Source organism: Burkholderia sp. LA-2-3-30-S1-D2 (assembly GCF_001523915.2).
GTDB lineage: Bacteria > Pseudomonadota > Gammaproteobacteria > Burkholderiales > Burkholderiaceae > Burkholderia > Burkholderia diffusa.
On sequence record NZ_CP013383.1, the window covers coordinates 237,026 to 263,515 of the forward strand.

At 67.3% G+C, this 26,490-nt stretch carries 25 protein-coding genes; 8 read left to right on the forward strand and 17 right to left on the reverse strand.

The window, feature by feature from the left end; all coding sequences use genetic code 11:
• Positions 1 to 129 precede the first annotated feature (129 nt).
• The 6 genes from WS66_RS01140 to WS66_RS01165 form a co-directional block, all read right to left on the reverse strand.
• Positions 130 to 1,245, reverse strand: a complete 1,116-nt coding sequence (locus tag WS66_RS01140) for a succinylglutamate desuccinylase/aspartoacylase family protein (protein ID WP_059608103.1) — start codon at positions 1,243 to 1,245, stop codon at positions 130 to 132.
• A gap of 258 nt (positions 1,246 to 1,503) precedes the next feature.
• The gene (locus WS66_RS01145) at positions 1,504 to 2,286 is read right to left on the reverse strand and encodes an ABC transporter substrate-binding protein (RefSeq protein ID WP_059528597.1); all 783 of its coding nucleotides are present in this window, start codon (positions 2,284 to 2,286) and stop codon (positions 1,504 to 1,506) included.
• 225 nt (positions 2,287 to 2,511) lie between these two features.
• Positions 2,512 to 3,432 carry a LysR family transcriptional regulator gene (locus WS66_RS01150; RefSeq protein ID WP_059608104.1) on the reverse strand — a complete coding sequence of 307 codons (921 nt, stop codon included), beginning with the start codon at positions 3,430 to 3,432 and terminating at the stop codon, positions 2,512 to 2,514.
• Positions 3,433 to 3,669: 237 nt separating this feature from the next.
• A complete protein-coding gene (locus tag WS66_RS01155) occupies positions 3,670 to 4,263 on the reverse strand; it encodes a DUF2867 domain-containing protein (protein ID WP_059608105.1) in 594 nt (197 codons plus the stop codon).
• A 202-nt stretch (positions 4,264 to 4,465) separates the two neighbouring features.
• Positions 4,466 to 5,854 carry an NCS2 family permease gene (locus WS66_RS01160; protein ID WP_059608106.1) on the reverse strand — a complete coding sequence of 463 codons (1,389 nt, stop codon included), beginning with the start codon at positions 5,852 to 5,854 and terminating at the stop codon, positions 4,466 to 4,468.
• A gap of 543 nt (positions 5,855 to 6,397) precedes the next feature.
• Positions 6,398 to 7,075, reverse strand: coding sequence for a TetR family transcriptional regulator (locus tag WS66_RS01165; RefSeq protein WP_059608107.1), 678 nt, complete (start codon positions 7,073 to 7,075; stop codon positions 6,398 to 6,400).
• A 48-nt stretch (positions 7,076 to 7,123) separates the two neighbouring features.
• Here WS66_RS01165 and WS66_RS01170 point away from each other — a divergent pair, with 48 nt between their 5' ends.
• Positions 7,124 to 7,789, forward strand: a complete 666-nt coding sequence (locus tag WS66_RS01170) for an O-methyltransferase (protein WP_059608108.1) — start codon at positions 7,124 to 7,126, stop codon at positions 7,787 to 7,789.
• Between the two features lie 137 nt (positions 7,790 to 7,926).
• On the opposite strand, the gene WS66_RS01175 is transcribed toward WS66_RS01170, so the two are convergent.
• The 7 genes from WS66_RS01175 to WS66_RS01205 all read right to left on the reverse strand — a co-directional run bounded on the left by WS66_RS01175 (position 7,927) and on the right by WS66_RS01205 (position 14,333).
• Positions 7,927 to 8,442 carry a DUF3455 domain-containing protein gene (locus WS66_RS01175; protein ID WP_059608109.1) on the reverse strand — a complete coding sequence of 172 codons (516 nt, stop codon included), beginning with the start codon at positions 8,440 to 8,442 and terminating at the stop codon, positions 7,927 to 7,929.
• 171 nt (positions 8,443 to 8,613) lie between these two features.
• On the reverse strand, positions 8,614 to 9,618 hold the full coding sequence (locus WS66_RS01180; protein ID WP_059608110.1) for an aldo/keto reductase: 1,005 nt from the start codon (positions 9,616 to 9,618) through the stop codon (positions 8,614 to 8,616).
• A gap of 20 nt (positions 9,619 to 9,638) precedes the next feature.
• Complete coding sequence (locus WS66_RS01185) at positions 9,639 to 10,754, reverse strand: alkene reductase (RefSeq protein ID WP_059608111.1); 1,116 nt, start codon at positions 10,752 to 10,754, stop codon at positions 9,639 to 9,641.
• An 89-nt stretch (positions 10,755 to 10,843) separates the two neighbouring features.
• Positions 10,844 to 11,650: a 2,5-didehydrogluconate reductase DkgB gene (gene dkgB, locus WS66_RS01190; RefSeq protein WP_059608122.1), complete on the reverse strand. Its 807-nt coding sequence runs from the start codon at positions 11,648 to 11,650 to the stop codon at positions 10,844 to 10,846.
• Positions 11,651 to 11,799: 149 nt separating this feature from the next.
• Complete coding sequence (locus WS66_RS01195; RefSeq protein WP_059608112.1) at positions 11,800 to 12,762, reverse strand: LLM class oxidoreductase; 963 nt, start codon at positions 12,760 to 12,762, stop codon at positions 11,800 to 11,802.
• Positions 12,763 to 12,778: 16 nt separating this feature from the next.
• Positions 12,779 to 13,102 (reverse strand): MoaF-related domain-containing protein, encoded by a 324-nt coding sequence (locus WS66_RS01200; RefSeq protein WP_059608113.1) that lies wholly within the window; start codon positions 13,100 to 13,102, stop codon positions 12,779 to 12,781.
• Positions 13,103 to 13,130: 28 nt separating this feature from the next.
• Positions 13,131 to 14,333, reverse strand: a complete 1,203-nt coding sequence (locus WS66_RS01205; protein WP_059528553.1) for an MFS transporter — start codon at positions 14,331 to 14,333, stop codon at positions 13,131 to 13,133.
• Between the two features lie 101 nt (positions 14,334 to 14,434).
• Between WS66_RS01205 and WS66_RS01210 the strand changes: the two genes are divergently transcribed.
• The gene (locus WS66_RS01210) at positions 14,435 to 15,379 is read left to right on the forward strand and encodes a LysR family transcriptional regulator (protein WP_059608114.1); all 945 of its coding nucleotides are present in this window, start codon (positions 14,435 to 14,437) and stop codon (positions 15,377 to 15,379) included.
• Between the two features lie 101 nt (positions 15,380 to 15,480).
• Here the strand turns inward: WS66_RS01210 and zwf are convergent, their stop codons facing one another.
• A complete protein-coding gene (zwf, locus tag WS66_RS01215; RefSeq protein ID WP_059528548.1) occupies positions 15,481 to 16,956 on the reverse strand; it encodes a glucose-6-phosphate dehydrogenase in 1,476 nt (491 codons plus the stop codon).
• A 202-nt stretch (positions 16,957 to 17,158) separates the two neighbouring features.
• Between zwf and WS66_RS01220 the strand changes: the two genes are divergently transcribed.
• From WS66_RS01220 to WS66_RS01230, 3 genes are all read left to right on the forward strand, one after another.
• Positions 17,159 to 17,737, forward strand: coding sequence for a TetR/AcrR family transcriptional regulator (locus WS66_RS01220; RefSeq protein ID WP_059608115.1), 579 nt, complete (start codon positions 17,159 to 17,161; stop codon positions 17,735 to 17,737).
• A 199-nt stretch (positions 17,738 to 17,936) separates the two neighbouring features.
• The gene (locus WS66_RS01225) at positions 17,937 to 18,812 is read left to right on the forward strand and encodes an SDR family NAD(P)-dependent oxidoreductase (RefSeq protein ID WP_059608116.1); all 876 of its coding nucleotides are present in this window, start codon (positions 17,937 to 17,939) and stop codon (positions 18,810 to 18,812) included.
• 181 nt (positions 18,813 to 18,993) lie between these two features.
• Positions 18,994 to 19,751 (forward strand): IS5 family transposase gene (locus tag WS66_RS01230; protein WP_108064602.1). Its coding sequence is split into 2 segments (ribosomal slippage): positions 18,994 to 19,309 and positions 19,309 to 19,751, totalling 759 coding nucleotides; the frame shifts between segments, so codons are not numbered across the junction.
• Here the strand turns inward: WS66_RS01230 and WS66_RS01235 are convergent.
• Positions 19,717 to 20,334 carry a peroxidase-related enzyme gene (locus WS66_RS01235; protein ID WP_059599071.1) on the reverse strand — a complete coding sequence of 206 codons (618 nt, stop codon included), beginning with the start codon at positions 20,332 to 20,334 and terminating at the stop codon, positions 19,717 to 19,719. The genes WS66_RS01230 and WS66_RS01235 overlap by 35 nt on opposite strands.
• Before the next feature lie 510 nt (positions 20,335 to 20,844).
• Between WS66_RS01235 and WS66_RS01240 the strand changes: the two genes are divergently transcribed.
• Together WS66_RS01240 and WS66_RS01245 are read left to right on the forward strand one after the other, a co-directional pair.
• Complete coding sequence (locus WS66_RS01240) at positions 20,845 to 22,035, forward strand: M20 aminoacylase family protein (protein WP_059599130.1); 1,191 nt, start codon at positions 20,845 to 20,847, stop codon at positions 22,033 to 22,035.
• Between the two features lie 56 nt (positions 22,036 to 22,091).
• Positions 22,092 to 23,423 (forward strand): MFS transporter, encoded by a 1,332-nt coding sequence (locus WS66_RS01245; protein ID WP_059599072.1) that lies wholly within the window; start codon positions 22,092 to 22,094, stop codon positions 23,421 to 23,423.
• 91 nt (positions 23,424 to 23,514) lie between these two features.
• Here the strand turns inward: WS66_RS01245 and WS66_RS01250 are convergent, their stop codons facing one another.
• A complete protein-coding gene (locus WS66_RS01250) occupies positions 23,515 to 24,303 on the reverse strand; it encodes an IclR family transcriptional regulator (RefSeq protein WP_059599073.1) in 789 nt (262 codons plus the stop codon).
• 227 nt (positions 24,304 to 24,530) lie between these two features.
• Here WS66_RS01250 and pcaF point away from each other — a divergent pair, with 227 nt between their 5' ends.
• Positions 24,531 to 25,733, forward strand: a complete 1,203-nt coding sequence (gene pcaF / locus WS66_RS01255; RefSeq protein ID WP_059599074.1) for a 3-oxoadipyl-CoA thiolase — start codon at positions 24,531 to 24,533, stop codon at positions 25,731 to 25,733.
• A 97-nt stretch (positions 25,734 to 25,830) separates the two neighbouring features.
• Here pcaF and WS66_RS01260 read toward each other — a convergent pair whose 3' ends face one another.
• Positions 25,831 to 26,310 (reverse strand): DUF523 domain-containing protein, encoded by a 480-nt coding sequence (locus WS66_RS01260; protein ID WP_409360416.1) that lies wholly within the window; start codon positions 26,308 to 26,310, stop codon positions 25,831 to 25,833.
• Positions 26,311 to 26,490 lie beyond the last annotated feature (180 nt).

Genomic DNA, 26,490 nt, shown 5'->3' on the forward strand with positions numbered 1-26,490 from the left:
CCAGCCCGCGTCGCGGGCATCGCGCCAGACCGAAAAGCAAATCGCCCGCGCAAGCGGGCGATTTCGTTGGCGCGCCGTGCTGCGGCGCGCGGGCCGGCCGCTACTCAGGCGGCGCAGGGGTTCAGGGGCTCAGGCCGACAGCAGCGACCCGGTGCGGATCGGCGTCGCGCCGGCGATCCGCGCGACTTCCATCCCGGCGGTCGCGAAGCGCACGATCTGGCGCGCGTACAGCACGCCCGACACGCTGCTCTTCAGCGTGATCACGCGATCGGTCAGCGGATCGACGATGTCGGCCACGTCCTGGCCGGCCTCGATCCACGCGCCGACTGGCGTGCGGAACACGATCACGCCCGACACCGGCGCGACGAGCGGATCGGTGCCCGCGAGCGGCGTGGCCGGATGCGCGAGCGGCGGCAGCGGCGCCGGCGTGCCGTCGATGACGCCGCGCTCGGTCAGGTATTCGACGATCGCTTGCGCGTCCTTCTCCGCGAGTTCGTACGACACGTCGCGCTCGCTACGCAGTTCGACCGTGACGGAGATTGCGCCGTTCGGGATCGGAAAGCGATCGCCGAAGCGGTTGCGCAGATCCGACCAGCAGAAGCTGTGGATCTCGTCGAACGGATTGCCGACCGAATTCAGCGCGAGCAGCGACGCCTGCGCGTCCAGATAGCGCGACAGCGGCTCGACGTCTTCCCACAGATCGGGGTTCGTATACAGGTGCATCACCGCGTCGCTGTCGCAATGCAGGTCGAGCACGATGTCGGCGTCGAACGACAGTTTCTGCAGCGCGAGGCGCTGCGATTCGAGCTCGGTGCGCGGCTTCTGTTCGTCCAGCGCCTCGCGCATCGCGGCGCGTACCGCGGCGAGGTTGCGCTGCGCGTCGTTCGTCAGGCGGCCTTCGATGCGCGGCAGCACGAGCGCCGCGAGATCGTAGAAATTGCGGTTGAAGTTCTGCATCGAGCCGAGCTCGAAGCGGCCGAGGTGATCGCCGAACACATGCTGCGACAGGCCGATCGGGTTCGGCACCGGGACGATGATCACCTCGCCGCGCAGCTTGCCGGCCGTCTCGAGCGCGGCGATCTTGCGGCGCAGCAGCGCGGCGACCAGCATGCCGGGCAGTTCGTCCGCGTGCAGCGACGACTGGATGTAGACCTTCTTCTGGCCGCGCGGGCCGTAGTGGAAGCTCGTGATCTGGCGTTCGGTGCCGACGGCGGGGGAAATCAGCGGATGGGTCTGCGTTTGCATGATGAGGGGAGGGCGGCGCAGCCGCGAGTGATCCGGTATGCGTGGAAGATCGATTGTACGTTGCCTTGCGCGAACCTATCAAACCGCGCGCCGGGCAAGTCAATTTCCTTTACGAATCATCGGGTTGTTGCATAAAAAATAACGGTGCCGCGGCCCGTCGTGCATGCATACCTCGCAGTCTTTCGTCGCGCGCGGGCAAAAAAAACGGGCTCCTTGTGGAGCCCGTCTGCGCGGATGCGAAGCGCGCGTTGCGCGGTGTTACTTGCCGTACACGTCGAAATCGAAGTACTTCTTCGCGATCTTGTCGTACGTGCCGTCCTTGCGCATGCCGGCGATCGCGCCGTCGATCTTCGCCTTCAGGTCGGTGTCTTCCTTGCGCAGGCCGATGCCGGCGCCGTTGCCGAGCGTCTTCGGATCGTCGATGTCCTTGCCGGCGAAATCGAAGCTCGCGCCGCGCGGCGTCTTCAGGAAGCCGATTTCAGCCTGCACCGCGTCCTGCAGCGCGCCGTCCAGACGGCCGGAGATCAGGTCGGCGTAGACCTGGTCCTGGTTCTGGTAAGGCACGACGTTCACGCCCTTCGGGGCCCAGTACGTCTTCGCGTAGGTTTCCTGGATCGTGCCCTGCTCGACGCCGACCGACTTGCCCTTCAGCGATTCGGCCGTCGGCATCAGGCCGGCACCCTTCTTCGCGACGAGGCGCGTCGGCGTGTTGAACAGCTTCGACGAGAACGCGATCTGTTCCTGGCGCGCCGGCGTCATCGACATCGACGACAGGACGCCGTCGAACTTGCGTGCCTTCAGCGCCGGGATCATCCCGTCGAAGTCGTTTTCGATCCACACGCACTTCGCGTTCATGCGGCGGCAGATTTCGTTGCCGAGGTCGACGTCGAACCCGACCACCTTGCCGTCAGCGCCTTTCGATTCGAAAGGCGGGTAGCTTGCGTCGACGCCGAAGCGCACGGTCGTCCAGTCCTTCGCGTATGCAGTGCCGGCCGATACGGCGAGCAGGGCTACGGTCACAGCCGCAAGAATCTTTTTCACTCGGTGACTCCTCGTTTTGTTCGATGGGTGCGCGGTTGTGCCGCGCCGTAAGCCTTCGGCCCGGCGCGGCTTCGCGTCGAGCTGTCCGTTTCGCTGCCCGATGCGGGCGCGCGACGTGCGCAAGATTATCAAGACAAAATACCGGCAGGGCGCCTAGGACATGCCCCGATACCGGACCCGACGGCCATGCGTGCGGCGCACGACCGTTTCAGACGTAGGAACGATTCAACCGAGCGTTTCGTTGACCGCGCGCTGCAGGCAGGTGACGAATTGCGATACGGCCGGCGTCGGCAGCAGGTCGCGGCGCGCGATGATCGACAGGTCGAAGTGCGGCATGCTTTCGTCGAGGTCGGCCGTGCGAATCCCGAGCGGCGCCACCATCGCGGCCAGCGGGCGCGTGAAGCAGCCGATCACGTCGGAGCGCGCCACGAGCCCGAGCGTCACCGCGAACGACATCGGCGAGCGCAGCAGGCGCTTCGGCAGCGGCAGCCCGCGCGCCTCGAACATTCCAACCATCACGCTGTGCGGGAATTGCTCGGCCCCGACCGTGACGATCCATTCGGCGTCGAGCAGTTCCTCTAACCGGCGCGCGTGCGCGAGCGGGTGGCCTTCGCGCATCACGACGGTGAACTCGGTCGACAGCAGCGGCACCTGCGTGAAATCGCGGTCGAGCGCGGGCACATGGTGCATCGCAGCGATGTCGAGCGTGCCGTTGCGCAATTGCGCGAGCGCGTCCGGCACCGTCAATTCCACCAGATGCAGGCTCACGTTCGGCATCGACTGGCGGAATGCGGTGACCGCGCGCGGCAGCGCGGTCAGCGCGATCGACGGCATCGTGCCGACCGCGACACGTCCGGACATCTCGCCTTTCACCTGCTCGACGGCCTCGACGGTGCGGCGCATGTCGCCGAGCAGCTGCTCGGCGCGCGGCAGCAGCGCATGGCCGCACGCGGTCAGCTCGACGCCGCGCACGCTGCGCGCGAGCAGTTCCGCGTTCAGCGCCGACTCGAGCTCGCGGATCGTATGCGTGATCGCGGGCTGCGTGACGCCGAGTTCGCGCGCGGCGGCGCGCAGGCTCTTGAGATGCGCGGCGGAGACGAACGCCTGGAGTTGCGCGATGTTCAGGTGGTTTCGGATGCGGGTCATCGATTGGTTCGGATCTGGCGGCGGGCTGGGGCGCCGGCGCGAAGATCGATAGGGTAGCGCGCCGCGGCGGCGAACGCCGGGCGGAACAAAAACCGCGGGGCACGCTACGGCATTTCTTCGTCGAGATCGACGGCGAACCGATCAGGATTGCAGATGACGGTGCATGCGGGGCGTGACGTCGTCGCGATGCGCCGCGCTACGACGCACCGCGTGAAGATATCGTGGCGGCCGGGTGTGTCAGGCAAGCGCCAGTTCGACGGCCGCGAGCGTGCGGCGGCGGATCCAGCCGCTCGCGAGCCGGATCGCGAGCCAGTACGGCAGAAACAGCAGGCGCGTGCGCGTGCTCGGACAGTGCACGAAGGTTTCGGTGCGCAGCAGGCGCGTGCCGGACGACAGTCCGACGACCTCGAACCGCAGCACCAGCTTCGCATCGCGCGGATCGTCGTGCCGGACGAAGGCCTCGGCGTCGTCGATCGTGCGCACGTCGGGTGTCGGGCGCCAGAAGCGTCCGATGAGCCCCAGCGACAGCGACGTCTCGTCGCGATGCAGCAGCGTGAACGTATCGAAGCCGAAGCGTTCGCGTGCGCCTTCGGCGCGGCGGTTGGCCAGCGCACGCGCGATGGCCGCCGGCGATTCGCGCACGGCAAGCAGCGCATCGATGACCGGATCGGCGCGCATGTCGAGCGCGGCCACGGCGTCGATGATGCGCGACGGCGGCGCGTCGATCGGCCGGGATTCATGAACTTCGACGAAGCCGAACGACGGGATGAAAGGCGGCTTGCTCGCCGCGGCCCGCGTGTCTGATTCAGAGACGATGCCGAACGGATTCATGGGCGTTCCGGGGGACAAAACGTGATCGTAGCACCGCATGCGCACTCGCGGCGCGACGCGCCGCAAAGCCGGCCGCACCGACAAAAAAGGCCTGGAAACATGCGTTTCCAGGCCTGGAGACCATCAACGACGATGGTGGAGGAGACGGGATCGTCCCGATGCGCGCCGCCCTTGTGCCGGCGGCGTCGCGCATGATGCGCGGTCAGATCGCCCAGCCGCCGAGATAGAACGTGACGAGCACGGCCGCGATGAGCACGGTGCCGACGTTGAGCTTGCGGAATTCGCCGCTGGCGATGCGGCCGATCACGAGCGTCGAGAAGCCGAGCATGATGCCGGTCACGATGTTCGCGGTCAGCACGATGAATACCGCGCACACGAGTCCCGACATCGCATCGACCATGTCGTCCATGTGCAGCTTGTTCACGCTGCCGAGCATCAGCAGGCCGACGTACATCAGCGCGGGGGCCGTTGCGTACGACGGCACGAGGCCCGCGAGCGGCGAGAAGAACATCACGACCAGGAACAGCACGCCGACCACTGCGGCCGCGAGGCCCGTCTTCGCACCGGCGGCCACGCCGACGCTCGACTCGATGTAGGCCGCGGCCGGCGCACCGCCGAGGAAGCCGGAGAAGATCGAGCTGACCGAATCGGCGGTCAGCGCGCGGCCGCCGTTGATGATGCGGCCGTTCTCGTCGAGCTGGCCCGCCTGACCGGCGACCGCGCGGATCGTGCCGGTCGCGTCGAACACGGCGGTCATCACGAGCGCCAGCACGCTCGGCAGCACGGCCATCGACAGCGCGCCCTTGATGTCCATCGCGCCGATCAGCGACGCGTGGCCCGGTGCGCTCAGCGACGGCAGCGCGAAGATGCCGCGATACTTCACGGCCGGATCGAACGCGAGGCCGATCAGCGAGATTGCGACCACGACGAGCAGGATGCCGCCGGGCACGCGACGCTTCTCGAGCCCGAAGATCGCGGCGAGGCCGACGACCGACATGATGACCGGGAACGCGGTGATCTGGCCGAGCGAGACCGGCAGGCCGGCGCCCGGATTCTTGATCACGAGACCGACGTCGTTCGACGCGATCAGCAGCAGGAACAGGCCGATGCCGATGCCGGTGCCGTGCGCGACGCCCGCGGGCAGGTTGCGCAGGATCCACGAACGCACGCCGGTGACCGAAATGCCCGTGAACACGAGGCCCATCAGGAACACGGCGCCGAGCGCGACGGTCGGCTGCAGGCCCTTGCCGAGCACGAGGCCGAACGCCGTGAACGCCGTCAGCGAGATCGCGCAGCCGATCGCGATCGGCAGCTTCGCCCACAGGCCCATCAGCAGCGAACCGAAGGCGGTGGTGAGGCAGACCGCGACGAATACCGCGCTCGTGTCGAAGCCGGCCTTGCCGAACATGCCGGGCACGACGAACACGGAATAGACCATCGCGAGGAAAGTGGTCACGCCCGCGACGATTTCGCGACGCTGCGTGCTGCCGCGCGACGAAATGCCGAAGTACCGGTCGATGACTCCCTTGGTGCCGAAGTCCGTTTCTTCCGCGCCGACGCCGACCGTCGGCTGCACCGGGGTATCACTCATGAGCTTGCTCCTTTATCAGCATGCTGAAACGGCCCGTGGCAGGCCGTCGTCAGGGTGTCTCGTATCTGGTTGAAATTATCGGCAGCGTCGTGGGGACGCATCACGCGCGATTCGTGTCGTCGTCCGCGCGTCGATGGGCGCGCGTGTCGCGTCGTACGACGCGTGGTGTAGTCGACCCCGTCACGTGTGCTTTGCCGTAGCGAAGGTTAGGCGAACGGCCCGTCACGTCCCATTGGGGGACGAGCATGCAGCGCATGTCGCAGCGCTTATATCGGCGTGCAACGGGGCTTCGTCGTCGCGGAACGCGTGTATACGCCTAGTTCGAATCCGTTAAGGCGATTATTCGAATGCTGGATCGGCGGGCCGGGGCGGAGCGGGTGACGCATCGGATATTACGAATGTCTTTCATCGAGGCCGCGCAGGTGCGTGAATACGGCCGCGCGTGACGCGCCGCGCCGCCGTGCGCAACGTGAGTCCGGATGATACCGGGGCCGCGCGCGTGCTGCGCTGGCGTGCGTCGTTGCCGTCGTCGCCGTCGTTGCGTCAGCCGCGCGCGAGCTGCGCGAGATACGCGCAGAACATGTCGGCCATCGCGGCCGAGTACGCGTCGATTTCGGCCGGCGTGCGTTCGGTTTCCGAAAACGCCTTGCCGGAACTCGTGAGCGTGCTCGTGATGAGCTCGCACGCGAGCGCGCGCGTGGCATCCGGTGCGTCGGGCAGCGCGTCGAGCATGAACGCGCTGAAGATCCGGTTGCCGGCGGCCTTCGCTTCCTGCGCCTCGGGTGTGTCGCGATAGAGCGGCGCGGCGTCGTCGAGCGCGATGCGCATTCGCGCCTCGTCGCATTCCGAGCGGATGAACGCATGGACGGCCGTGCGCAGCCGCGCGGGCGGCGTCTTGTGCGGATCTTCCAGCATCCCGCGCAGCATCCCGGACGTCTGGCGCCACTCGTCGTGCTGCAGCCGGAACAGCACGGCCGCCTTGTTCGGGAAGTACTGATATAGCGAACCGACGCTCACACCGGCGCGCTCGGCGACGCGCGCCATCGTGAAGCGCTGCGCGCCTTCGGTTGCCAGAACCTGAATAGCGGCCTGCAGCACGTCATCGACGAGCTGGGTCGAGCGGGCCTGCCGAGGCAGTCTGCGCGAGGCGATCGGGGCGTTGCGGCGGTCGGTCATGACGGGTCTGCCAATGCGAATAGTAAAACCTGAATAGTTCGTCATATTCTAGTCGGGCGCCCTGACGCACTCAACCTGACACCGGAGATTCGCATGACCACCCTGATTCACGACCCGCTGGCGTCGCTGCTCGCGCGCCTGTTCGACGAAGCCGACGCATCGTCGCCCGCGTCGAGCCCGGACTTCGCGGACCTGACGCACGACGAGCACGCGCGGCTGATGCGCAGCAAGACCGATTACGCCGATTTCTATGCACGCCTGAAGGACTATCCGCTCGCGGTGTCGCGCGAGACGGGCACGCTGCTGTACATGCTCGCGCGCAGTAACGGCGCGCGCGCCATCGTCGAATTCGGCATGTCGTTCGGTATCTCGACGCTGCACCTCGCGGCCGCGCTGCGCGACAACGGCGGCGGCCGGCTGATCACCAGCGAGTTCGAGGCGTCGAAGGTCGCGCGGGCGCGCGAGAACCTGGCGGCCGGCGGGTTGGCCGATCTCGTCGAGATCCGTGAAGGCGATGCGCTGCGCACGCTGGCGGCCGATCTGCCCGAAACGGTCGACCTGCTGCTGCTCGACGGCGCGAAGGCGCTGTATCCCGAGGTGCTCGCGCTGGTCGAGCGCCGGCTGCGGCCCGGCGCGTTCGTCATTGCCGACAACGCGCAATACAGTCCCGACTACCTCGCCTACGTGCGCGCGCCGGAAAACGGCTATCTGTCGGTCCCGTTCGGCGGCGACGTCGAGCTGTCGATGCGCACGCGCTGACGCGCGCGCATCATGTCCTGGCCCGATCGATGACGATGAATACACCGGACATACGATCGGTAAATGCAGGATGACTGATCAAATGGACTTGTGAGCATCCTGGTGGCGGCGTGCGCGCTTCGGGATGCCGCCGCGCGTTACTTCAGGAACACGTATCGCGCGAAATACGGAAAGCGGCCGATCGCATGTTCGGTCGCACGCGTCGCCTCCGGCGGCGTGCCGCCCACGGTATCGAGCCGCTGTATGAAGCGCACGCCGGCGAGCATGCCGGCCGCTGCCGGCGTCGCGGCGAGCAGGAGTTGCGCAATGCTGCCCGGGTGCGCGCTGGGCGTTTCCGCGAGCTTCTTGCCGGTGATGCGGCTGCCGTCGAGCGATTCCCACGACGGCCCCGCGCCGTGCCGGACGACGAGCGCGCCGGTGGCGTCGAACAGCATCGCTTCCGGGCGCTGGAATGCCCACGCGAGCCGGTGCCCGGCGTCGTATTCGCATGCGTAGATCTGCACGCCGGTCGCGGTCGTCGACAGCACGGGCGAGGCCGGCTGGGGCGGCACGAGACCGGTTGCATCGTCGGCATGGGCCGGCAAGGTGCAGGCCGCGAACGAAAGGGCCGCGAGGGCCTGCAGCATGTCGCGTTTCGGAAAGCGGCTTGGCATGGCGGAGCGTCCTTTCAGGTCGGGTGACGGTCGTGCGAAGTCGATCTTATGAACGTTAGACGGCGATTGCGCAGGCTGCAATTCGGAAATGGCAATCGCGGCGATAGCCGCCGCGATTGCACGGGAATGGATGTGCGCGGCCGCTCGTCGCGGCGGTCGCGCGCAAGCGGCTCAGGCCGCGCCGGCCGGTGTCGGCGCGTGTTCCGCGATCAGGCGCTCGGCCTTCAGTGCGTCCCACAGGCTTGCCGGAATCGGCGCCGACGCGAGCCGCAGGTTCTCGTCGATGCGCTCGGGCCGGCTCGCGCCGGCGATCACGGCCGCGACGGCCGGGTGCGCGAGCGAGAACTGCAGCGCCACCGCGCGGACATCGACGCCGAACTGCTCGCTGATCTGCCGGATGCGCGCGACGCGATCGAGCATCTCCTGCGTGGCCGGCTGGTATTCGAAGTGGGTGCCGCCCGCGAGCACGCCAGAGTTGTACGGGCCGCCGACGATGATGCCGAGGCTGCGCACGGCGCTTTCCGGCATCAGCCGTTCGAGCGCGCCGGCATGGTCGAGCAGCGTGTAGCGGCCGGCGAGCAGGAAGCCGTCCGGATCCGAGCGCTCGAGCGCGAGCTCGCACGGCTCGATCCGGTTCACGCCGAGGCCCCAGCCCTTGATGACCTTCTCGTCGCGCAGCCGCGTGAGTGCCTTGGCCGCACCCGACATCGCGACGTCGAACACGTCGAGCCAGCGCTCGCCGTGGAAGTCGATCGCCGGATCGTGGATCCACACGGTGTCGAGGCGGTCGGTGTGCAGCCGCTCGAGGCTCGCTTCGATCGAGCGCAGCGTGCCGTCTTCCGTGTAGTCGTAGACGATCTTGTTCGGCAGGCCATGGCGGAACAGGCCGCCCTTCTCGCCGAGATCGCGCTGCGACGCATCCTCGTGCTCGTCGAGCACGAGGCGGCCGACCTTGGTGCCGAGCGAATATTCATCGCGCGGCCGGCCGGCGAGCGCTTCACCGAGGCGCAGCTCGGCGAGGCCGGCGCCATACAGCGGCGCCGCGTCGAAGTAGCGGATACCGCTTTCCCAGGCCGCGTCGACGGTGGCCAGTGCTTCTTCGTTCGGGATGTCCCGATACATGTTGCCCAGTGGCGCGGTGCCGAAACCCAGGCGGGAAGGGGACGTGATTCTCATGTCGGACTCCTGTCGATCGGTCAGGCCGCGGCCTGCGCGAGCGTCGGATAGTCGGTCAGGCCCCGTGCGCCGCCGCCGAACAGCGTGTTGCGGTCGTGCGGCGTGAGCGCCGCGCCGGTGCGCAGGCGCTCGGGCAGGTCGGGGTTCGCGACGAACGGTCGGCCGAAGGCGACGAGGTCGGCCCAGCCGGCGGCGATCGCTTCCCGCGCGCGCTCGGCGGTGTACGCGCCGGCGTAGATCAGCACGCCAGGAAACGCGGCACGCAGCTGCTGCTTGAATTCGACCGGCATCAGCGGTGCGTCGTCCCAGTCGGCTTCCGCGATGTGCAGGTAGCCGACACCGAGTTCGCCGAGCAGCTTCGCGGCGGCGAGGTAGGTCGTCTCGGGATCGTCGTCGACGCAGCCGTTCAGCGTGGTCAGCGGCGCGAGGCGGATGCCGACGCGCGACGCGTCGCCGGTGCCTTCGATCAGCGCCTGCGCGACTTCGCGCAGGAAGCGCAGCCGGTTGTCGAGCGAGCCGCCGTACGCGTCGGTGCGCGTGTTCGCGTTCGAGTCGATGAACTGGTTCACGAGATAGCCGTTCGCGCCGTGCAGCTCGACGCCGTCGAAACCGGCTTCGATCGCGTTGCGCGCGGCGGCGCGGTATTGATCGACGATCTCGCCGATTTCGTCGACGGACAACGCGCGCGGCTCGGACGCCTGCACGAAGCCCGGCGTGCTGCCGTCCTCACCGGCGACGAACACGTTCACGCCCTTCGCCTGGAGCGGCGACGACGAAACGGGTTGCCGGCCGCCGAGCAGGCTCGTGTGGCTCAGCCGGCCGACGTGCCAGAGCTGCGCGAAGATGCGGCCATGCGCTGCGTGGACGGCGTCCGTCACCTTGCGCCAGCCGGCGACCTGCGACGGCGTGTGGATGCCGGGCGTCCATGCGTAGCCCTTGCCGAGCGGCGCGATGTAGGTGCCTTCGCTGACGATCAGGCCCGCGCTCGCGCGCTGCGCGTAATACGCGGCCATCAGTTCGTTGGCTTCGTCGCCGGGCTGGCTGGCGCGCGAACGCGTCATCGGCGGCATCACGATACGGTTCGGCAGTGTCAGCGAGCCGAATTGCAGCGGTTGGAAAAGCGGGTCCTGGGTCATGATGGATTCCTGTCGGTGCCGCGGCCGGCTGGCCGCGGACGGTTCGATTGAGGGGGCGGCGCCAGCGCCTGTGATCAGCGGGAACAGGCCTAGTCCCACTTCGGCGCGAGGCCGGCCGGGTCGACTTCGCGGCCGTTGCGTTCGAGCGCGGCGATCTGCGCCATGTCCTCGTCGGTCAGGCGCAACGTTTGCGCGAGCAGGTTGCTTGCGAGGTTTTCGCGCTTCGTCGACGACGGGATCACCGAGTAGCCGAGCTGCAGGGCCCAGGCCAGCGCGACCTGCGCCGGCGTCGCGTCGTGACGTTGCGCGATCGCGCCGATCACCGGGTCGCCGAGCACCTTGCCGTATGCGAGCGTCATGTACGACGTCACGTGGATGCCTTCGCCGTTCAGGAACTCGACCAGCTTGCGGTTCTGCAGGTACGGACTCAGTTCGATCTGGTTCGTCGCGATCGCATCCTTGCCGACCACCGCGATCGCTTCCTTCGTCAGTGCGATGTTGAAGTTCGAGATACCGATCTGGCGCGTGAGACCCTTCACCTTCGCGTCGGCGAGCGCGGTCATGAATGCCTGGACCGACACGCCGCTCTCAGGCGCCGGCCAGTGGATCAGCGTCAGGTCGACGTAGTCGGTGCGCAGCTTGCGCAGGCTTTCCTCGAGGCTGGCGACCAGCTTTTCCGGCGCGTAGTTGTCGACCCAGATCTTCGTCGTGAGGAACAGGTCTTCGCGGCGCACGCCCGATGCGGCGATCGCTTCGCCGACTTCGGCTTCGTTGCCGTAGATCTGCGCGGTGTCGATCGCGCGGTAGCCGACCTCGAGGCCGTTGCGGACCGAGTCGATGACGACCTGGCCTTGCAGGCGGAAGGTACCGAGGCCGAATGCGGGAATGTTGCTCATCATGTGTTCCTGGAAGAGGTGGAGCGATTGCGGTATGGAAATCATTCTGGCGCCCTGGACTGATGAGATAAACGCCTTTAGAGGTCAAAAATATTTGATTTCAAGTCAAATATCGGTCGTGGATCCCGCTGGCTGGCGGCGTGCCGGCCTCAGGCGGCGCCCGGCAGCGCGTTCGCATCGGCCGCGGCATTCGCATGGAACACCGGCAGCACGTCCGACGCGATCTCGGCCAGCGTCTCGTCGAGCGGGCGGCGGTTGCGGCGGAAATGCAGGCCGATGTGCTGCACGCCGGCGGCGCGCATTGCCGCAAGTTCCTCCGTCAGCGCGATGCGTCCGGCGCGCGCGCCGAAGCGGTGCCGCTGCAGCGGCTCGTGCGGATCTTCCGCGAGGTCGAGGTGGATGAAGCTCACGTACGGCTTGTTGCCGGCCACCGCGCGCCAGTTCGCGACGCGCTGCAGGTGATCGGCCGGCGTGCCCGGATACGCGAGGCAGCCGTCCATGTGCTCGCCGATCCATGCGGGCGTCTGCTGCGCGAGACCCGCGACGAGCAGCGGCACCGGCGAGCGCGCGGCGGGCAGCACGTCGAGGCCGGGCGGCAGATGAGCGCGCGCGCCGTCGCGCAGCAGCGCGATCTGGTCGCGGAAGTTGGCGCCGCGCGATGCGAAATCGCGGCCGAACAGCGGATATTCGACCGGCCGGTCGCCGCTCGCGACGCCGAGCAGCAGGCGGCCGCCGCTCAGTTCCTGGATCGTCGCGGCCGATTTCAGCGTCAGCAGCGGTTCGCGCAGCGGCAGCACGACGGCCGCCGTGCCGAGCAGGATGTCGCGCGTGATGCCGGCGAGGTAGCCGAGATACGAGAAGGTCTCGAACACCTGCGCGGCGTCGCCGAACGACGGGTCGTACACCGGCACGTCGCGCACCCAGAGCGCGCGGAAGCCGAGCGTGTCGGCCAGTTGCGCGAGCTCCGCGTGGATTTCCAGGTCGGGCACGCCGGGGCGGCGGCCGTCATGCTGGCGCTTCGCGTCGCCGGCCGGCGACCAGTCGTTGTCGAGCGGCAGTTCGATGCCGATGGTGAAGCCGCCTTCGGCGAGTTTGTCGAGTGAAGTGGACATGGTCGGGCGTCTCCGTTCAGATCGCGCGCAGGCTGCCTTCGAGCCGGTAGAAGTCGAGCGACGACGCGGTGAAGAACGAGCGCGACGTGCCGGCGGCAAAATCGTCGAGGTGCACGACCGTCGCGCGGTCGGCTTCCTGCCACGAGATCGCGTAGGTCTCGCCGGCGACGTGCTGCCACGTGAAGGCGACTTCGCCCGTCGCGCCGGCGTATGCGCCTTCGGTGATCTCGTAGCGCATGTGGAGGCCGTCCTCGTCATACGCGTTGAGGGCGGTGAGGCCGTCGTAACGGACTTCGAAAGTCTTGCCGGCGAACGGCGGACGTTGGGTCGATGCGTTCATGCTGTGCGGCTCCTGCAGAAAGTGACGTTCAATGGGCGAGTTCGACGGGTTCGGCCGTGCGTTCGGGCAGGCCCTGGCCGCGATCGAGGCGGCCGCTCAGCGCGGTCAGCGCGAACGCGCCGAGCGTGACGACGGCGGCGATCCACGGCGTGTGGCCGAGGCCGACGTTCGCGACGATCAGGCCGCCGAGCGACGAGCCGCCGGCGACGCCGAGGTTGAACGCGGCGATGTTGAAGCCCGATGCAACGTCGGTGGCGTCCGGCGCGAAGTGGCGCGCCTGCTTGACGACGTACACCTGCAGGCCCGGCACGTTGCCGAATGCGACCGCGCCCCACGCGAGCATCGTCAGCACCGCGAGCCACTTCACGTGCACCGTGAAGGTCAGTGCGAGCAGCACGATCGCGAGCAGCAGGAAGATCTGCTTGAGCGCCTTGACCGGTCCGACGCGGTCGGCGAGCTTGCCGCCCCACACGTTGCCGAACGCGACCGACACGCCGTAGCCGACGAGCACGAGGCTGACCTGCGACGGCGTGAAGCCGGCAATCTGTTCGAGCAGCGGTGCCATGTAGGTGAACGCGATCAGCGAGCCGCCGTAGCCGACCGCCGTCATCGCATAGACGAGCAGCAGGCGCGGCTGGGCCAGCACGCGGAACTGACGGGCGAGCGGCGCCGGCGGCGTCCGCGGAAGGCCGCGCGGCACGAAGGCCACGGCGCCGAGGAACGCGACGAGGCCGAACAGCGCGACGATCAGGAACGTCGCGCGCCAGCCGAAGTGCTGACCGATGAAGGTGCCGAGCGGGATGCCGGCGACGAACGCGACGGTCATGCCGCTGAACATCGTCGCGATCGCGCTGGCGGCCTTGTCCTTCGGCACGAGCGTGGTCGCGATGATCGAGCCGACCGAGAAGAACACGCCGTGCGCAAGGCCGGTGAGCACGCGCGCGACGATCAGCGATTCGTAGCCCGGCGCCTGCCAGGCGACGAGGTTGCCGATCGTGAACAGCGCCATCAGCGCGGCGAGCAGCGTTTTGCGCGGCACGCGGCCGGTGAGCGCGGTGAGGAGCGGCGCGCCGATCGCGACGCTCAGCGCGTAGAGGCTGACGAGCAGGCCGGCCGACGGCAGGCTGACGCCGAGATCGGCGCCGATCGTCGGGATCAGCCCGACGATCACGAATTCGGTCGTGCCGATGGCAAAGGCGCTGATGGTCAGCGCAAGCAGGGCGAGTGGCATGGCGGGATCCAGGTTCCAGTAAGAATGGATCGCAGTGTGCCGCCTTTACTTTTGCTGAAAAACTGGTCTATAAACCAAATTGTTTTGATTTCAGGTCAACAATGAAAATCACGCTCGACGAACTCCAGGCCTTTGCCGCCGTGGTCGACACCGGCTCGATCACCGCCGCCGCGCAGCAGCTCGACGTCACCGTGTCGGCGGCGAGCCGCACGCTTGCGCGGCTCGAGGAGAAGCTGAAGACCACGCTGCTGCGCCGGACCACGCGCCGGCTCGAACTGACCGAAGAGGGGCGCGCATTCCTGCAGGATGCGCGCGCGATCATCGAATCGGTCGAGAACGCCGAGGAGCAGATGCTCGCGCGGCGCGAGATGCCGTCGGGGCGGCTGCGCGTCGACGCCGCGACACCGTTCATGCTGCATGTGATCGTGCCGCTCGTGCGCGGCTACCGTGAACGCTTTCCGAAGGTCGAGCTGGAGCTGAACAGCAACGAGGGGATCATCGACCTGCTCGAGCGGCGCACCGACGTCGCGATCCGGATCGGCCGCCTGAAGGATTCGACGCTGCACAGCCGGCGGATCGGCAACAGCCGGTTGCGCATCCTCGCGAGCCCCGCGTACATCGAAGCGCACGGCCAGCCGCGCAAGGTGGAGGATCTCGGCAAGCACACGCTGCTCGGCTTCACGCAGCCCGAATCGCTGAACGTGTGGCCGATCCTCGGCGCGGACGGCGAGCCGAGCCGCATCGAGCCCGGCATCTGGTCGTCGAGCGGCGAGACGCTGCGGCAGCTCGCGCTGGAGGGGGCGGGCGTGGTGTGCCTGTCGGACTTCATGACCGCGCAGGATCGCGAGGCCGGCCGGCTCGTGCAGGTGCTCGCGCGGCAGACGCTCGAGGTCGAGCAGCCGATCAACGCGGTGTATTACCGGAACACTGCGATCTCGTCGCGGATCGCGTCGTTCGTCGATTACATGATCGAGGTGCTGGGCGGCGGGAGCAGCGGCAGCGATGGGCCGACGCGGCGCAAGGCTGCGTGGATGGGGCCGCTGTAGCGGCGGCGCGCTGGACGGGAAGCGGGGGACCGGCTTCGGGCGCCGGCGTGACCCGGCGTGCCGCACGGCGCTTGCGCCGCGGGCACGCCGTCGTGCAAGGCTTACGCTTCCTCAGACCACGACATGTTGTCGCGCGCCAGCAGCGCCGACGATGCCGCCGGTCCGAACGTGCCCGCGGTGTAGAGGCGCGGGCGATCGCCGAGCTGCTTCCAGCCGTCGAGGATCGGTTCGACCCACGACCATGCGGCTTCGAGCTCGTCGCGGCGCATGAAGTGCGTGAGGCGGCCGCGGATCACGTCGATCAGCAGCCGTTCGTACGCTTCCGCGCGCCGCTCCGGAATCGCCTGCTGCAGGTCGAGGTTCAGGCTCACGGGCACCATCTTCATCCCGCTGCCCGGCTCCTTCGCGAGCATCTGCAACTGGATCGACTCTTCCGGCTGGAGCTGGATCACGAGGCGGTTGCTGTAGTGGCGCGGGCCGCTCGGGATGATCGAGAACGGCATGTCCGCGAACTCGATCACGATTTCCGACTGGCGGCGCTGCAGCCGCTTGCCGGTGCGCAGGAAGAACGGCACGTTCGCCCAGCGCCAGTTGTTGATGTGCGCGCGCAGCGCGACGAAGGTTTCCGCGTGGCTGTCCGCCGGCACGTTGTCCTCCTCGAGATAGCCCTTGACCGGCTGTCCGTCGACCGCGCCGGCCGTGTACTGGCCGCGCACCGTGTCGCGCGCGACGTCCGACAGCGCCATCGGCCGCAGCGAGCGCAGCACCTTCAGCTTCTCGTCGCGCACCGCGTCCGGGTCGAGCGACACCGGCGGTTCCATCGCGACGATGCACAGCAGTTGCAGCAGGTGATTCTGCACCATGTCGCGCAGCGCGCCGGTATGGTCGTAGAAGCCCGCGCGGCTGCCGACGCCGACCGTCTCCGCCACCGTGATCTGCACGCTGCGGATGCTCGGCGCCTGCCACAGCGGCCCGAAGATCGGGTTGCCGAAGCGCAGCACCATCAGGTTCTGCACGGTTTCCTTGCCGAGGTAATGGTCGATCCGGTAGATCTGCGATTCCGCGAAATGCTTGCCGACCGCATCGTTGATCGCCTGCGCCGACGCGAGATCGTGGCCGAGCGGCTTTTCGAGGACGACGCGCGAGCGCGCATCGACGAGGTGCGCGGCCGACAGGTTGTCGCAGATCGTCGTGAACAGCTCCGGCGACGTCGACAGGTAGAACACGCGGATCGCATCGCCGCGCGCCGCGTCGGCGAGCCGTGCGTAGTCTTCCGGCGCGTTCACGTCGATCAGCACGTACTTGAACAGGTCGAGGAAGCGGGCCCATGCGTCGGCGTCGAACGCCTTGTCGTCGATGAACGGGCGCGATTGCTCGTCCATGAACTTGCGATAGCCGTCGATGCCCCAGTCGCGCCGGCCGACCGCGATGATGCGCGTCTCCGGCGGCAGGTTGCAGTGCAGGTGCGCCATGTACAGCGCGGGCAACAGCTTGCGGGCGGCCAGGTCGCCGCCGCCGCCGAAGATGATCATGTCGACGGGCTGGTCGGCTTCGGTCTGGTTGGGCTTATTCGTCATGAGTGGATCGCGGTCTGAAGCGGTGTGAGCGTGGAACGAACGTCGAAGCGCCGGGCGCCGGTGCGTTGGCGCGCCAGTACGTGAAAACGCTAATAGTGCACGCTTTTGATCGATTGTGTATGTGTTCCCGTGTTGTAACAGCGCTTGCATGGCACGCATGTTGTAATTATGATTGAGCGCTCACTCATTAAAGGAATCGAACGTGGCCCGACCGCGCAGTCCCGACAAGCACGACGCCATCCTCGCCGCCGCCGCCCGCGCGCTCGCGGAGGACGGCGCGAGCGCGACCACCGCGCGCATTGCCCGGCTCGCCGGCGTCGCGGAAGGCACGGTGTTTACCTATTTCGAGACCAAAGATGCGCTGCTGAATGCGCTGTACCTGAGCCTGAAGGCCGACATGCGCGAGGCGATGATGACCGGGTTTCCGGAACACGCGCCGGCCGAACAGGCGATGCGGCATGCGTGGAACGGCTATGTGTCGTGGGGCGTCGCGAATCCGGACGGGCGCCGCGCGCTGCAGCAGCTCGGCGTGAGTGGCCGCATCGACGACGCGCATCGCGCGGCCGGGGCCGAAGGGTTCGGCGCGATCAGCTCGCTGCTGCGCGCGCAGGTTGCGGCTGCGGGCGGGCTGAAGGCCGACGATGCGCACGCGTTCTGCGCGGCGCTGTTCACGTCGATCGCGGAAACGGCGATGGAATCGATCGCGCGCGATCCGGCGCTGGCCGACGGATACCGGGAAGCGGGGTTTCGTGCGCTGTGGGCCGTGTTGCACGCGGTATGAGTGGACGGCTCGCCGGGCGGGCGGCCTGGCGGACGGCGGGAGACGGGTGATTGGCGGCGCGTTCGGTTCGGGCGCATCCGCCGCGGCGGAAGGCGGTTTCAGGCAGGGCGCGGCACGGTGAAAGTCACCGTTTCAGCGCCCATATTAATGAGTGAGTAATCATTCATTTTGTGATTTCAACCTTGTCGAGGAGTGGAAAATGTCGAAAGTCTGGCTGGTAACAGGGGCCGCACGCGGCCTGGGGCGCTCGATCGCGGAAGCGGTGCTGGCGGCGGGCGATCGTCTGGCGGCCGGTGCGCGCGATCCCGCGCGGCTCGCGGATCTGGAAGAACGGTACGGCGACCGGCTGCTGCCGATTGAACTCGACGTGACCGACGCAGCGGCAGCCGCGCATGCGGTTGCGGCTGCCCGCGACGCGTTCGGCCGCATCGACGTGCTGGTGAACAACGCGGGCTACGGTCATACGGCGCCGTTCGAGCAGATCGGCGCCGATGACTTCCGCGACCAGATCGAAACGAACCTGTTCGGCGTGGTCAACCTGACGCGCGCGGTGCTGCCGACGATGCGTGCGCAGCGCGCGGGCCACATCTTCCAGGTGTCGTCGGTCGGCGGGCGCACGTCGACGCCCGGGCTGTCCGCGTATCAGGCCGCGAAGTGGGCGGTCGGCGGGTTCAGCGACGTGCTGTCGAAGGAAGTCGCGCCGTTCGGCGTGCGCGTCTGCACGCTGGAGCCGGGCGGGATGCGCACCGAATGGGCCGCGCAGGCGAAGCGCGAGGTCGACGGCCTGCTGCCCGACTATCAGCCGTCGGTCGGGAAGATTCTCGAATTGATCGGCGCGTACGGCGGCCACGAGGTCGGCGATCCGGCGCGGATCGCGAAGCTGATCGTCGAGTTGTCGCGTCGCGACGACGTGCCGATGCGTCTGCTGCTCGGCGGCGATGGGCTGTTCGTGTGCGAGCAGGCGGAAGCGCAGCGTGCAGAGGAGGCGGCGCGGTGGCGCGATACGACGCTGTCGACGATGTTCCCGGACGCGAAGTTGCCGGAGGGACTGCAGGCGTTGAAGAAGGTCGGATAAGTCTGGGAGCTGGGGCAGCGCGGGTTCGCTCGAGCGCGGCGCCGACGCCCCGCCGACGCGCGGCGACCGGATGACGCCCGGTCGCATGCACGCCGGTCTTCGATCACGATCGCCGTTGCCGGCCGCCCTCAGCGCCCTAGGGCCTGTTCACACTACATAGATTTAAGGATATGCTTCGGAGATGGAAATCTCCGAAGCCCAATTCAAACAGATCGAACATTGCTTGCCGCGACAGCGGGGTAATGTGAGCCTGTCGAACCTGCAAGTGCTCAACGCGATCCTCTATGTTGCCGAGCACGGGTGTAAATGGCGCGGCCTGCCGCCACGTTTTGGCCGCTGGCACACGATCTACACGCGCATGAACCGCTGGTCTCGCAACGGCGTCCTGGACCGAGTGTTCACGGAGTTGCAGCGCGCACAGATCATCCGCGTTCGAATTGAAGCGGTGTCGCTGGATAGCACGATCGTGAAGGTTCATCCTGACGGTACCGGTGCGTTAAAAAAAATGGACCCCAAGCCATCGGCAAATCTCGCGGAGGATGGACAACCAAGATTCATATGGTTGCCGCGGATGCTCGAACAGCCATAACGTTCGCACTGTCTCCCGGTCAGGCCGGCGATGCGCCGCACGGCCGTGCACTGCTCGAACGCCTGGGACCGCCGAATCGACCGCTGCATCTATTGATGGACAAGGCGTACGAAGGAAACGAAACCCGGCAACTCGCGCTCGATCTCGGCTTTATCCCTGTCGTTCCTCCGTTGAGCACGCGCGTCGAGCCTTGGGAGTACGACCGGGAAATGTACAAACGTCGCAACGAAGTCGAGCGGTTGTTTCGCCGGTTGAAGGGCTTTCGTCGCATCTTCTCCCGCTTCGACAAACTCGATTTGATGTTCATTGCTTTTATCAACTTTGCCCTGATCGTCGAAGCCCTGCGCTAGTGTGAACACGACCTAGCGCGTAGAACTCCGCGTTGGGCCGCATGTTGGTCACGTTCGCGATGCGATTCGACATCCCGAAGAACGCCGAGATCGCCGCGATGTCCCAGGCGTCCTCGTCGGTGAAGCCATGCGACTTCAGCGCATCGAAGTCCGCTTCGCCCACCTGGTGCGCGGTCTGCGAAACCTTCATCGCGAAGTCGAGCATCGCCTTCTGTCGCGCGGTGATGTCGGCCTTGCGATAGTTTGTCGCGACCTGGTCGGCGATCAGCGGATCCTTCGCGCGAATGCGCAGGATCGCGCCGTGCGCGATCACGCAGTACTGACACTGGTTCACGCTGCTGGTGGCCACGACGATCATCTCGCGTTCGGCCTTGGTGAGGTTGCCCGGCTTGTCCATCAGCGCATCATGGTATGCCATGAACGCGCGAAACTCGTCCGGGCGATGCGCGAGCGTGAGGAATACGTTCGGGACGAAGCCCGATTTCTCCTGGACGACCGCGATCCGTTCGCGAATGTCGTCGGGCAGGTCTTCGAGTGCCGGCACGGGAAAGCGGCTGACGGGCGCGTTGTCTGCAGCGGTCATGAGGTCTCCTGGATAAATTGGTGCGGGCGGTCTCGACGCACGAGCCGCCGGCCTGAATCGAATCGACGGATGGCCGTTGCCGGCGTCGTGCGCTGACGTCCACGACGATGCGGCCGCGCACCTTGCCGCCGATCGGTTCGTCGGCGCGCGGGATGACGTGCTTCCCTGCGTGATGGTCCAAGGCCATGATTGTAAAGAAAATTACTTCTTTTCATCCCGCGTTTTTCTTTTGATCGTTCGGCCAATTCATGCCTTTCGTGCCGAGGCCACGCGGCTGGTAGACGCAATCTCCAGCAGCGCTTGTTTGCGAGGGTCATCACACAAGCGTCGACGAGGTCGGGACGCGAAGTGGCCTCCGCCGTGCCCGTATTAACCCTGATTAATAAATCTTATCGCGGTGAAAAATTCCGCATCTTATTGAACCGATATCGGCTCGCTATAGTGGCTCGCTTTCCCGCACGCAACCGTTCGCGTGCGGCTGACACGCTGACGATCAGCAGGAGCCGCTTGATGACCACCGACGTCCGATTCACCGAAATCGAGGATCTGATGCCCGCCGCCGGCGGGCTGCGCGAGATTCGCCACCACATTCACCATCATCCGGAACTCGCGTACGAGGAGCACGAGACGGCCGCGCTCGTCGCGGACAAGCTCGAGCAATGGGGCTGGCAAGTGACGCGCGGGGTCGGCAAGACGGGGGTGGTCGGCACGCTGCGCGTCGGCGACGGCACGCGCAGCATCGGCATCCGTGCGGACATGGACGCGCTGCCGATCCTGGAGGCGACCGGCCTGCCATACGCGAGCGGCACGCACGGCAAGATGCACGCATGCGGCCACGACGGCCACACGACGATGCTGCTCGGCGCCGCGCAACACCTCGCGAAGACGCGCAACTTCTCCGGCACCGTGCACCTGTATTTCCAGCCGGCGGAAGAGCACGGCGTCGACAGCGGCGCGAAGAAGATGATCGACGACGGCCTGTTCGAGCGCTTTCCGTGCGATGCGGTGTTCGGCATGCACAACCATCCGGGCGCGGCGCCCGGCGTGTTCCTTACGCGGCGCGGCCCGTTCATGTCGGCCGGCGACAAGGCGATCATCTCGATCGAGGGCGTCGGCGGCCACGCGGCGCGGCCGCACCTGACGGTCGACCCGGTGGTCGTCGCGGCGAGCATCGTGATGGCGCTGCAGACGATCGTCGCGCGCAACGTCGACCCGTCGCAGCCGGCGGTCGTCACGGTCGGCTCGATGCACGCGGGCACCGCGAACAACGTGATCCCGAACGGCGCGCGCCTCGAACTCAGCGTGCGGTCGTTCAGCCCCGACGTGCGTGCGCTGCTCAAGCGCCGCATCGTCGAGCTCGCCGAGTCGCAGGCCGTGAGTTACGGTGCGACCGCGCACGTCGAGTACATCGAAGGCTATCCGGTCGTCGTCAATACGGATGCCGAAACGGATTTCGCCGCGCAGGTCGCGCGCGAGCTGGTCGGCGACGCGCACGTGGTCGAGCAGGCCGACCTGCTGATGGGCAGCGAGGATTTCGCGTTCATGCTGCAGCAGCGGCCGGGCTCGTTCGTGCGGCTCGGCAACGGCGAAGGCGAGGACGGCTGCATGGTGCACAACCCGAAGTACGACTTCAACGATCGCAACCTGCCGGTCGGCGCGGCGTTCTGGACGCGTCTGGTCGAGCGATACCTCGGGCAGTAACCCCGGCGGCGGCGCGCGGCCGGCGCTTCCGGCCGCATTGAGAGGAGAAACGAACGATGCAGAAAGACCATCTCGCGCTGCACCCCGCGTCGACGGGGGCTGCCGAAACCGATGCGCGCGGCGCACCGGCCGTCACGAAGCGCGGCGCGATCGCGGCGGCCGTGATCGGCAACTGGCTGGAGTTCTTCGATTTCACCGTGTACGGCTTTTTCGCGGTGCTGATCGGCAAGCTGTTCTTCCCGTCGAGCGATCCGACCACGTCGCTGCTCCTGTCGGTCGCGACGTTCGCCGCCGGCTTCTTCACGCGGCCGCTCGGCAGCGTCGTGCTCGGCGTCTACGCGGACCGCAAGGGCCGCAAGGCCGCGCTGAACCTGACGATCATGCTGATGGCGCTCGGCACCGGCCTGATCGCGATCGCGCCGACCTACGCGCAGGTCGGCGTGGCCGCGCCGCTGCTGGTCGTCTGCGCGCGGCTGATGCAGGGCTTCTCGCAGGGCGGCGAGTTCGGCGCGGCGACGTCCACGCTGATCGAGCAGGGCGGCACGTCGCACCGCGCGTTCCGCGCGAGCTGGCAGCTGGCGACGCAGGGCGGCGCGGCGCTGATGGGGTCGGGCTTCGCGGCGCTGCTGTCGAACACGCTGACGAAGGACGCGCTCGAGGGCTGGGGCTGGCGCCTGCCGTTCCTCGTGGGCGTGCTGATCGCGCCGGTCGGCATGTATCTGCGCCGCCGGCTCGCGGACGATGCGCCCGGCGACAGCCATCACGGGATCGAACGCGGTGTGCTGCGCGAGCTGTTCTCGCAGCACACGCGCACGGTGCTGCTGCTGATGCTGACGGTGATGGGCGGAACGGTGTCGACCTACATCCTGACGTTCTACATGCCGACCTATGCGATCCATACGCTCGGGCTGCCGATGAAGCTGTCGATGTTCGTCGGCGTGGCGTCGGGTTGCGTGATGCTGGTGACGTGTCCGCTGTTCGGCTGGCTGTCGGACCGCCTCGGCAGCCGGCGCCTGCCGATCTTCGTCGGACGCGGCGTGCTGGTCCTGCTGCTGTTCCCGGCGTTCTGGCTGATGAACCATCATCCGACGCTGCCGGTGATCCTGCCGCTGACCGCGCTGATGCTGCTGTTCTATTCGCTCGGTTCGGCATCCGAAATGGCGCTGATGTGCGAATCGCTGCCGCGCCACGTGCGCGCGACGGGCATCTCGATCGCGTATGCGCTCGCGGTGACGATCTTCGGCGGCACCGCGCAGCTGATCGCGACCTGGCTCGTGAAGACGACGGGCAGCAAGCTCGCGCCGGCCGGCTACGTGGCCGCATGCGTGGTGCTGTCGCTGATCGCGGTCGCGATGCTGCGCGAGACGGCGCGCGAATCGATGGACTGACGCAAAGCGAGGCGCAGCACGACGGGCGGCACGCGGCGATACGCGCTTACCGCCCGCGCACCACCCTCAGGTACGACGCGCGCCCCTTCGCTCATCCGCGCCGTGCCACCAGCTCCGACACCGTCTGCGCGGCCTGCTGCAGCGGCCCGAGAAACTCCTTCACCATCTGCTTCGCGGTGTGCCGCTGCGCGTTGCCGCTGATGTTCATCGCGGCGATCACCTGCCCGCGCCGGTTGCGGATCGGCGCCGAGATCGACATCAAGCCCACTTCGAGTTCCTGGTCGACCACGGCCCAGCCTTGCTGGCGCACCTGTGCGATCGTCGCCTTCAGCTCGCCGATATCGGTGATCGTGCGCGGCGTGTGTGCGCGGATGCCGCTTTGCGCGAGCGTTTCGTCGAGCGCCGCGTCGTCGAGCGCGGACAGCAGCACACGGCCCATCGACGTGCAGTATGCGGGCAGGCGGCTGCCAATCGACAGGTTGATCGTCATGATCTTGCGGGTCGGCACGCGCAGCACGTAGACGATCTCGGTGCGGTCGAGCACGGCGGCCGAGCAGCTTTCGTGGATCTGCGCGGACAGCTGCTCCATGACCGGATCGGCGAGATTCCAGAACGGCATCGACGTGAGATACGCGAAGCCGAGTTCGAGGATCTTCGGCGTGAGCCGGAACAGCCGGCCGTCGGCCTCGACATAGCCGAGCGTCTGCAGCGTCAGCAGGATCCGGCGCGCGCCGGCGCGCGTGAGCCCGGTGGCCGAGGCGACCTCGGTGAGCGTCTGCTCCGGGCGCTGGGCGTCGAATGCGCGGATCACCGCGAGGCCGCGCGCGAACGACTGCACATAGGAGTCGCCCGGTTTCGTCTGGATGTCTTCGGTTGTCATGAACGGTCGGATTGTCGTGCAGCCGAGAAGATAGCGCATGGGGCCTGACACGCCAACCGCACTGCGGACCGGGCGCTTGACAGGTCGTCCCCGCACTCCCTATGATGCGCTGAACGTTCGATACACGATCTTATGTTCGTATATAGAACATTTAAGCGCATCCCGGCGGGCAATGCAAGGGGCGCGTTTCATTCACTTCCCAGCCTTGCATGAGACCGGAGACACTGATGACCGAAGCTTTTCTGTGTGATGCGATTCGTACCCCGATCGGCCGTTACGGCGGCGCGCTGTCCGGCGTGCGCGCCGACGACCTCGGCGCGGTGCCGCTCAAGGCACTCGTCGAGCGTAACCGCGACGTCGACTGGACGGCGATCGACGACGTGATCTACGGCTGCGCGAACCAGGCCGGCGAGGACAACCGCAACGTCGCGCGCATGTCCGCGCTGCTCGCGGGTCTGCCGGAGGGCGTGCCGGGTTCGACGATCAACCGCCTGTGCGGTTCCGGAATGGACGCGGTCGGTGTGGCCGCGCGTGCGATCAAATCGGGCGAAGCCGCGCTGATGGTGGCGGGCGGCGTCGAAAGCATGACGCGCGCGCCGTTCGTGATGGGCAAGGCTGCCAGCGCATTTGCGCGTCAGGCCGACATCTACGACACGACGATCGGCTGGCGCTTCGTCAATCCGCTGATGAAACAACTGCATGGCGTCGATTCGATGCCGGAGACGGCTGAGAACGTCGCGGTCGATTACAACATCAGCCGCGCCGACCAGGACCTGTTCGCGCTGCGCAGCCAGCAGAAGGCCGCGCGTGCGCAGCAGGACGGCACGCTCGCCGAGGAAATCGTCCCGGTGACGATTCCGCAGAAGAAGGGCGATCCGGTCGTTTTTTCGCGTGACGAGCATCCGCGCGAAACGTCGCTCGAAACGCTCGCGAAGCTGAAGGGCGTCGTGCGTCCGGACGGCTCGGTGACGGCCGGCAACGCGTCGGGTGTCAACGACGGCGCCGCCGCGCTGCTGCTCGCGAACGAAGCCACTGCGAAGCGCTTCGGCCTGACGCCGCGCGCACGCGTGCTCGGCATCGCGACGGCCGGCGTCGCGCCGCGCGTGATGGGTATCGGCCCCGCGCCGGCCACGCAGAAGCTGCTCGCACGGCTCGGGATGACGATCGACCAGTTCGACGTGATCGAGCTGAACGAAGCGTTCGCGTCGCAGGGCCTCGCGGTGCTGCGCATGCTGGGCGTCGCCGACGACGATCCTCGCGTGAACCCGAACGGCGGCGCGATCGCGCTCGGCCATCCGCTCGGCGCGTCGGGCGCGCGCCTCGTGACGACCGCGATGTATCAGCTGCATCGCACCAACGGCCGCTTCGCGCTGTGCACGATGTGCATCGGCGTCGGCCAGGGCATCGCGATCGCGATCGAGCGCGTCTGATCGCGTCATCCGGTCACGCGGCGAGGTTCACGCCGCTTGACCGGGTTCCCTCTCCAGACGATGTGGCTGGCACGCGATCAACGTGCCGGCCACATCGTCATTCAGCTTGCGATCGTTGTGCGAGGCGTGCGACGAGCGCGTCGATCTCGGTGTCCGCGAACACCTCGATGCCATGCTCGCGCAGCAGCGCCGCCGTCACACCGGCGCCGGCATGCCGCCGGCCCGCAAAACTCCCGTCGTAAATGAAACTGCTTCCGCACGACGGACTTCCGTCCGCCAGGATCGCGTAGCGGCAGTCGTGCGCGCGTGCCAGCGCGAGCGCGGTGCGCGCGCCGTCGACGAACGGCGCCGTCACGTCGGTGCCGTGCACGTCGACGATGCGTGCGGCACCCGACAGAACGCGTTGCCCTGATTCCCCGTCCGCGATTTCGGCGGGCGGACGCGGCACGCTCAATCCCCCTGCCAGTTCCGGACACACGGGCACCAGGCGCCCTTCGCGCTGCCATCGTGCGAGCGTTTCGTGCGCGGCGGTCTTCGCCGAGCCGTTGTAACGGACGGGGTGACCGAGCACGCACATGCTGACGAGGATCTTCGGCGAGGCGGGTGGCGGCGACGCGTTCTGCAATGTCGTTCTCCGAGCGGGCGGTGGTGGTGAGCGAGCGGAAATTCTACGCACGGGCTGCGTTCGCGCGCGTACGGATGACGGATGATCTCGCGCCGAGCGGCATGTCCGCCACCGCATTCCGACACGACCGAT

Coding starts and splice junctions, on each gene's coding strand:
- WS66_RS01210 (WP_059608114.1), top strand. CDS start 14,435: ATGAAAATCACGCTCGACGAACTCCAGGCCTTTGCCGCCGTGGTCGAC.
- WS66_RS01260 (WP_409360416.1), bottom strand. CDS start 26,310: ATGTGCGTGCTCGGTCACCCCGTCCGTTACAACGGCTCGGCGAAGACC.
- WS66_RS01155 (WP_059608105.1), bottom strand. CDS start 4,263: ATGAATCCGTTCGGCATCGTCTCTGAATCAGACACGCGGGCCGCGGCG.
- WS66_RS01175 (WP_059608109.1), bottom strand. CDS start 8,442: ATGCCAAGCCGCTTTCCGAAACGCGACATGCTGCAGGCCCTCGCGGCC.
- zwf (WP_059528548.1), bottom strand. CDS start 16,956: ATGACGAATAAGCCCAACCAGACCGAAGCCGACCAGCCCGTCGACATG.
- WS66_RS01195 (WP_059608112.1), bottom strand. CDS start 12,762: ATGTCCACTTCACTCGACAAACTCGCCGAAGGCGGCTTCACCATCGGC.
- WS66_RS01140 (WP_059608103.1), bottom strand. CDS start 1,245: ATGCAAACGCAGACCCATCCGCTGATTTCCCCCGCCGTCGGCACCGAA.
- WS66_RS01205 (WP_059528553.1), bottom strand. CDS start 14,333: ATGCCACTCGCCCTGCTTGCGCTGACCATCAGCGCCTTTGCCATCGGC.
- WS66_RS01245 (WP_059599072.1), top strand. CDS start 22,092: ATGCAGAAAGACCATCTCGCGCTGCACCCCGCGTCGACGGGGGCTGCC.
- WS66_RS01150 (WP_059608104.1), bottom strand. CDS start 3,432: ATGACCCGCATCCGAAACCACCTGAACATCGCGCAACTCCAGGCGTTC.
- WS66_RS01165 (WP_059608107.1), bottom strand. CDS start 7,075: ATGACGAACTATTCAGGTTTTACTATTCGCATTGGCAGACCCGTCATG.
- dkgB (WP_059608122.1), bottom strand. CDS start 11,650: ATGAGCAACATTCCCGCATTCGGCCTCGGTACCTTCCGCCTGCAAGGC.
- WS66_RS01235 (WP_059599071.1), bottom strand. CDS start 20,334: ATGACCGCTGCAGACAACGCGCCCGTCAGCCGCTTTCCCGTGCCGGCA.
- WS66_RS01185 (WP_059608111.1), bottom strand. CDS start 10,754: ATGACCCAGGACCCGCTTTTCCAACCGCTGCAATTCGGCTCGCTGACA.
- WS66_RS01160 (WP_059608106.1), bottom strand. CDS start 5,854: ATGAGTGATACCCCGGTGCAGCCGACGGTCGGCGTCGGCGCGGAAGAA.
- WS66_RS01180 (WP_059608110.1), bottom strand. CDS start 9,618: ATGAGAATCACGTCCCCTTCCCGCCTGGGTTTCGGCACCGCGCCACTG.
- WS66_RS01225 (WP_059608116.1), top strand. CDS start 17,937: ATGTCGAAAGTCTGGCTGGTAACAGGGGCCGCACGCGGCCTGGGGCGC.
- WS66_RS01170 (WP_059608108.1), top strand. CDS start 7,124: ATGACCACCCTGATTCACGACCCGCTGGCGTCGCTGCTCGCGCGCCTG.
- pcaF (WP_059599074.1), top strand. CDS start 24,531: ATGACCGAAGCTTTTCTGTGTGATGCGATTCGTACCCCGATCGGCCGT.
- WS66_RS01250 (WP_059599073.1), bottom strand. CDS start 24,303: ATGACAACCGAAGACATCCAGACGAAACCGGGCGACTCCTATGTGCAG.
- WS66_RS01200 (WP_059608113.1), bottom strand. CDS start 13,102: ATGAACGCATCGACCCAACGTCCGCCGTTCGCCGGCAAGACTTTCGAA.
- WS66_RS01240 (WP_059599130.1), top strand. CDS start 20,845: ATGACCACCGACGTCCGATTCACCGAAATCGAGGATCTGATGCCCGCC.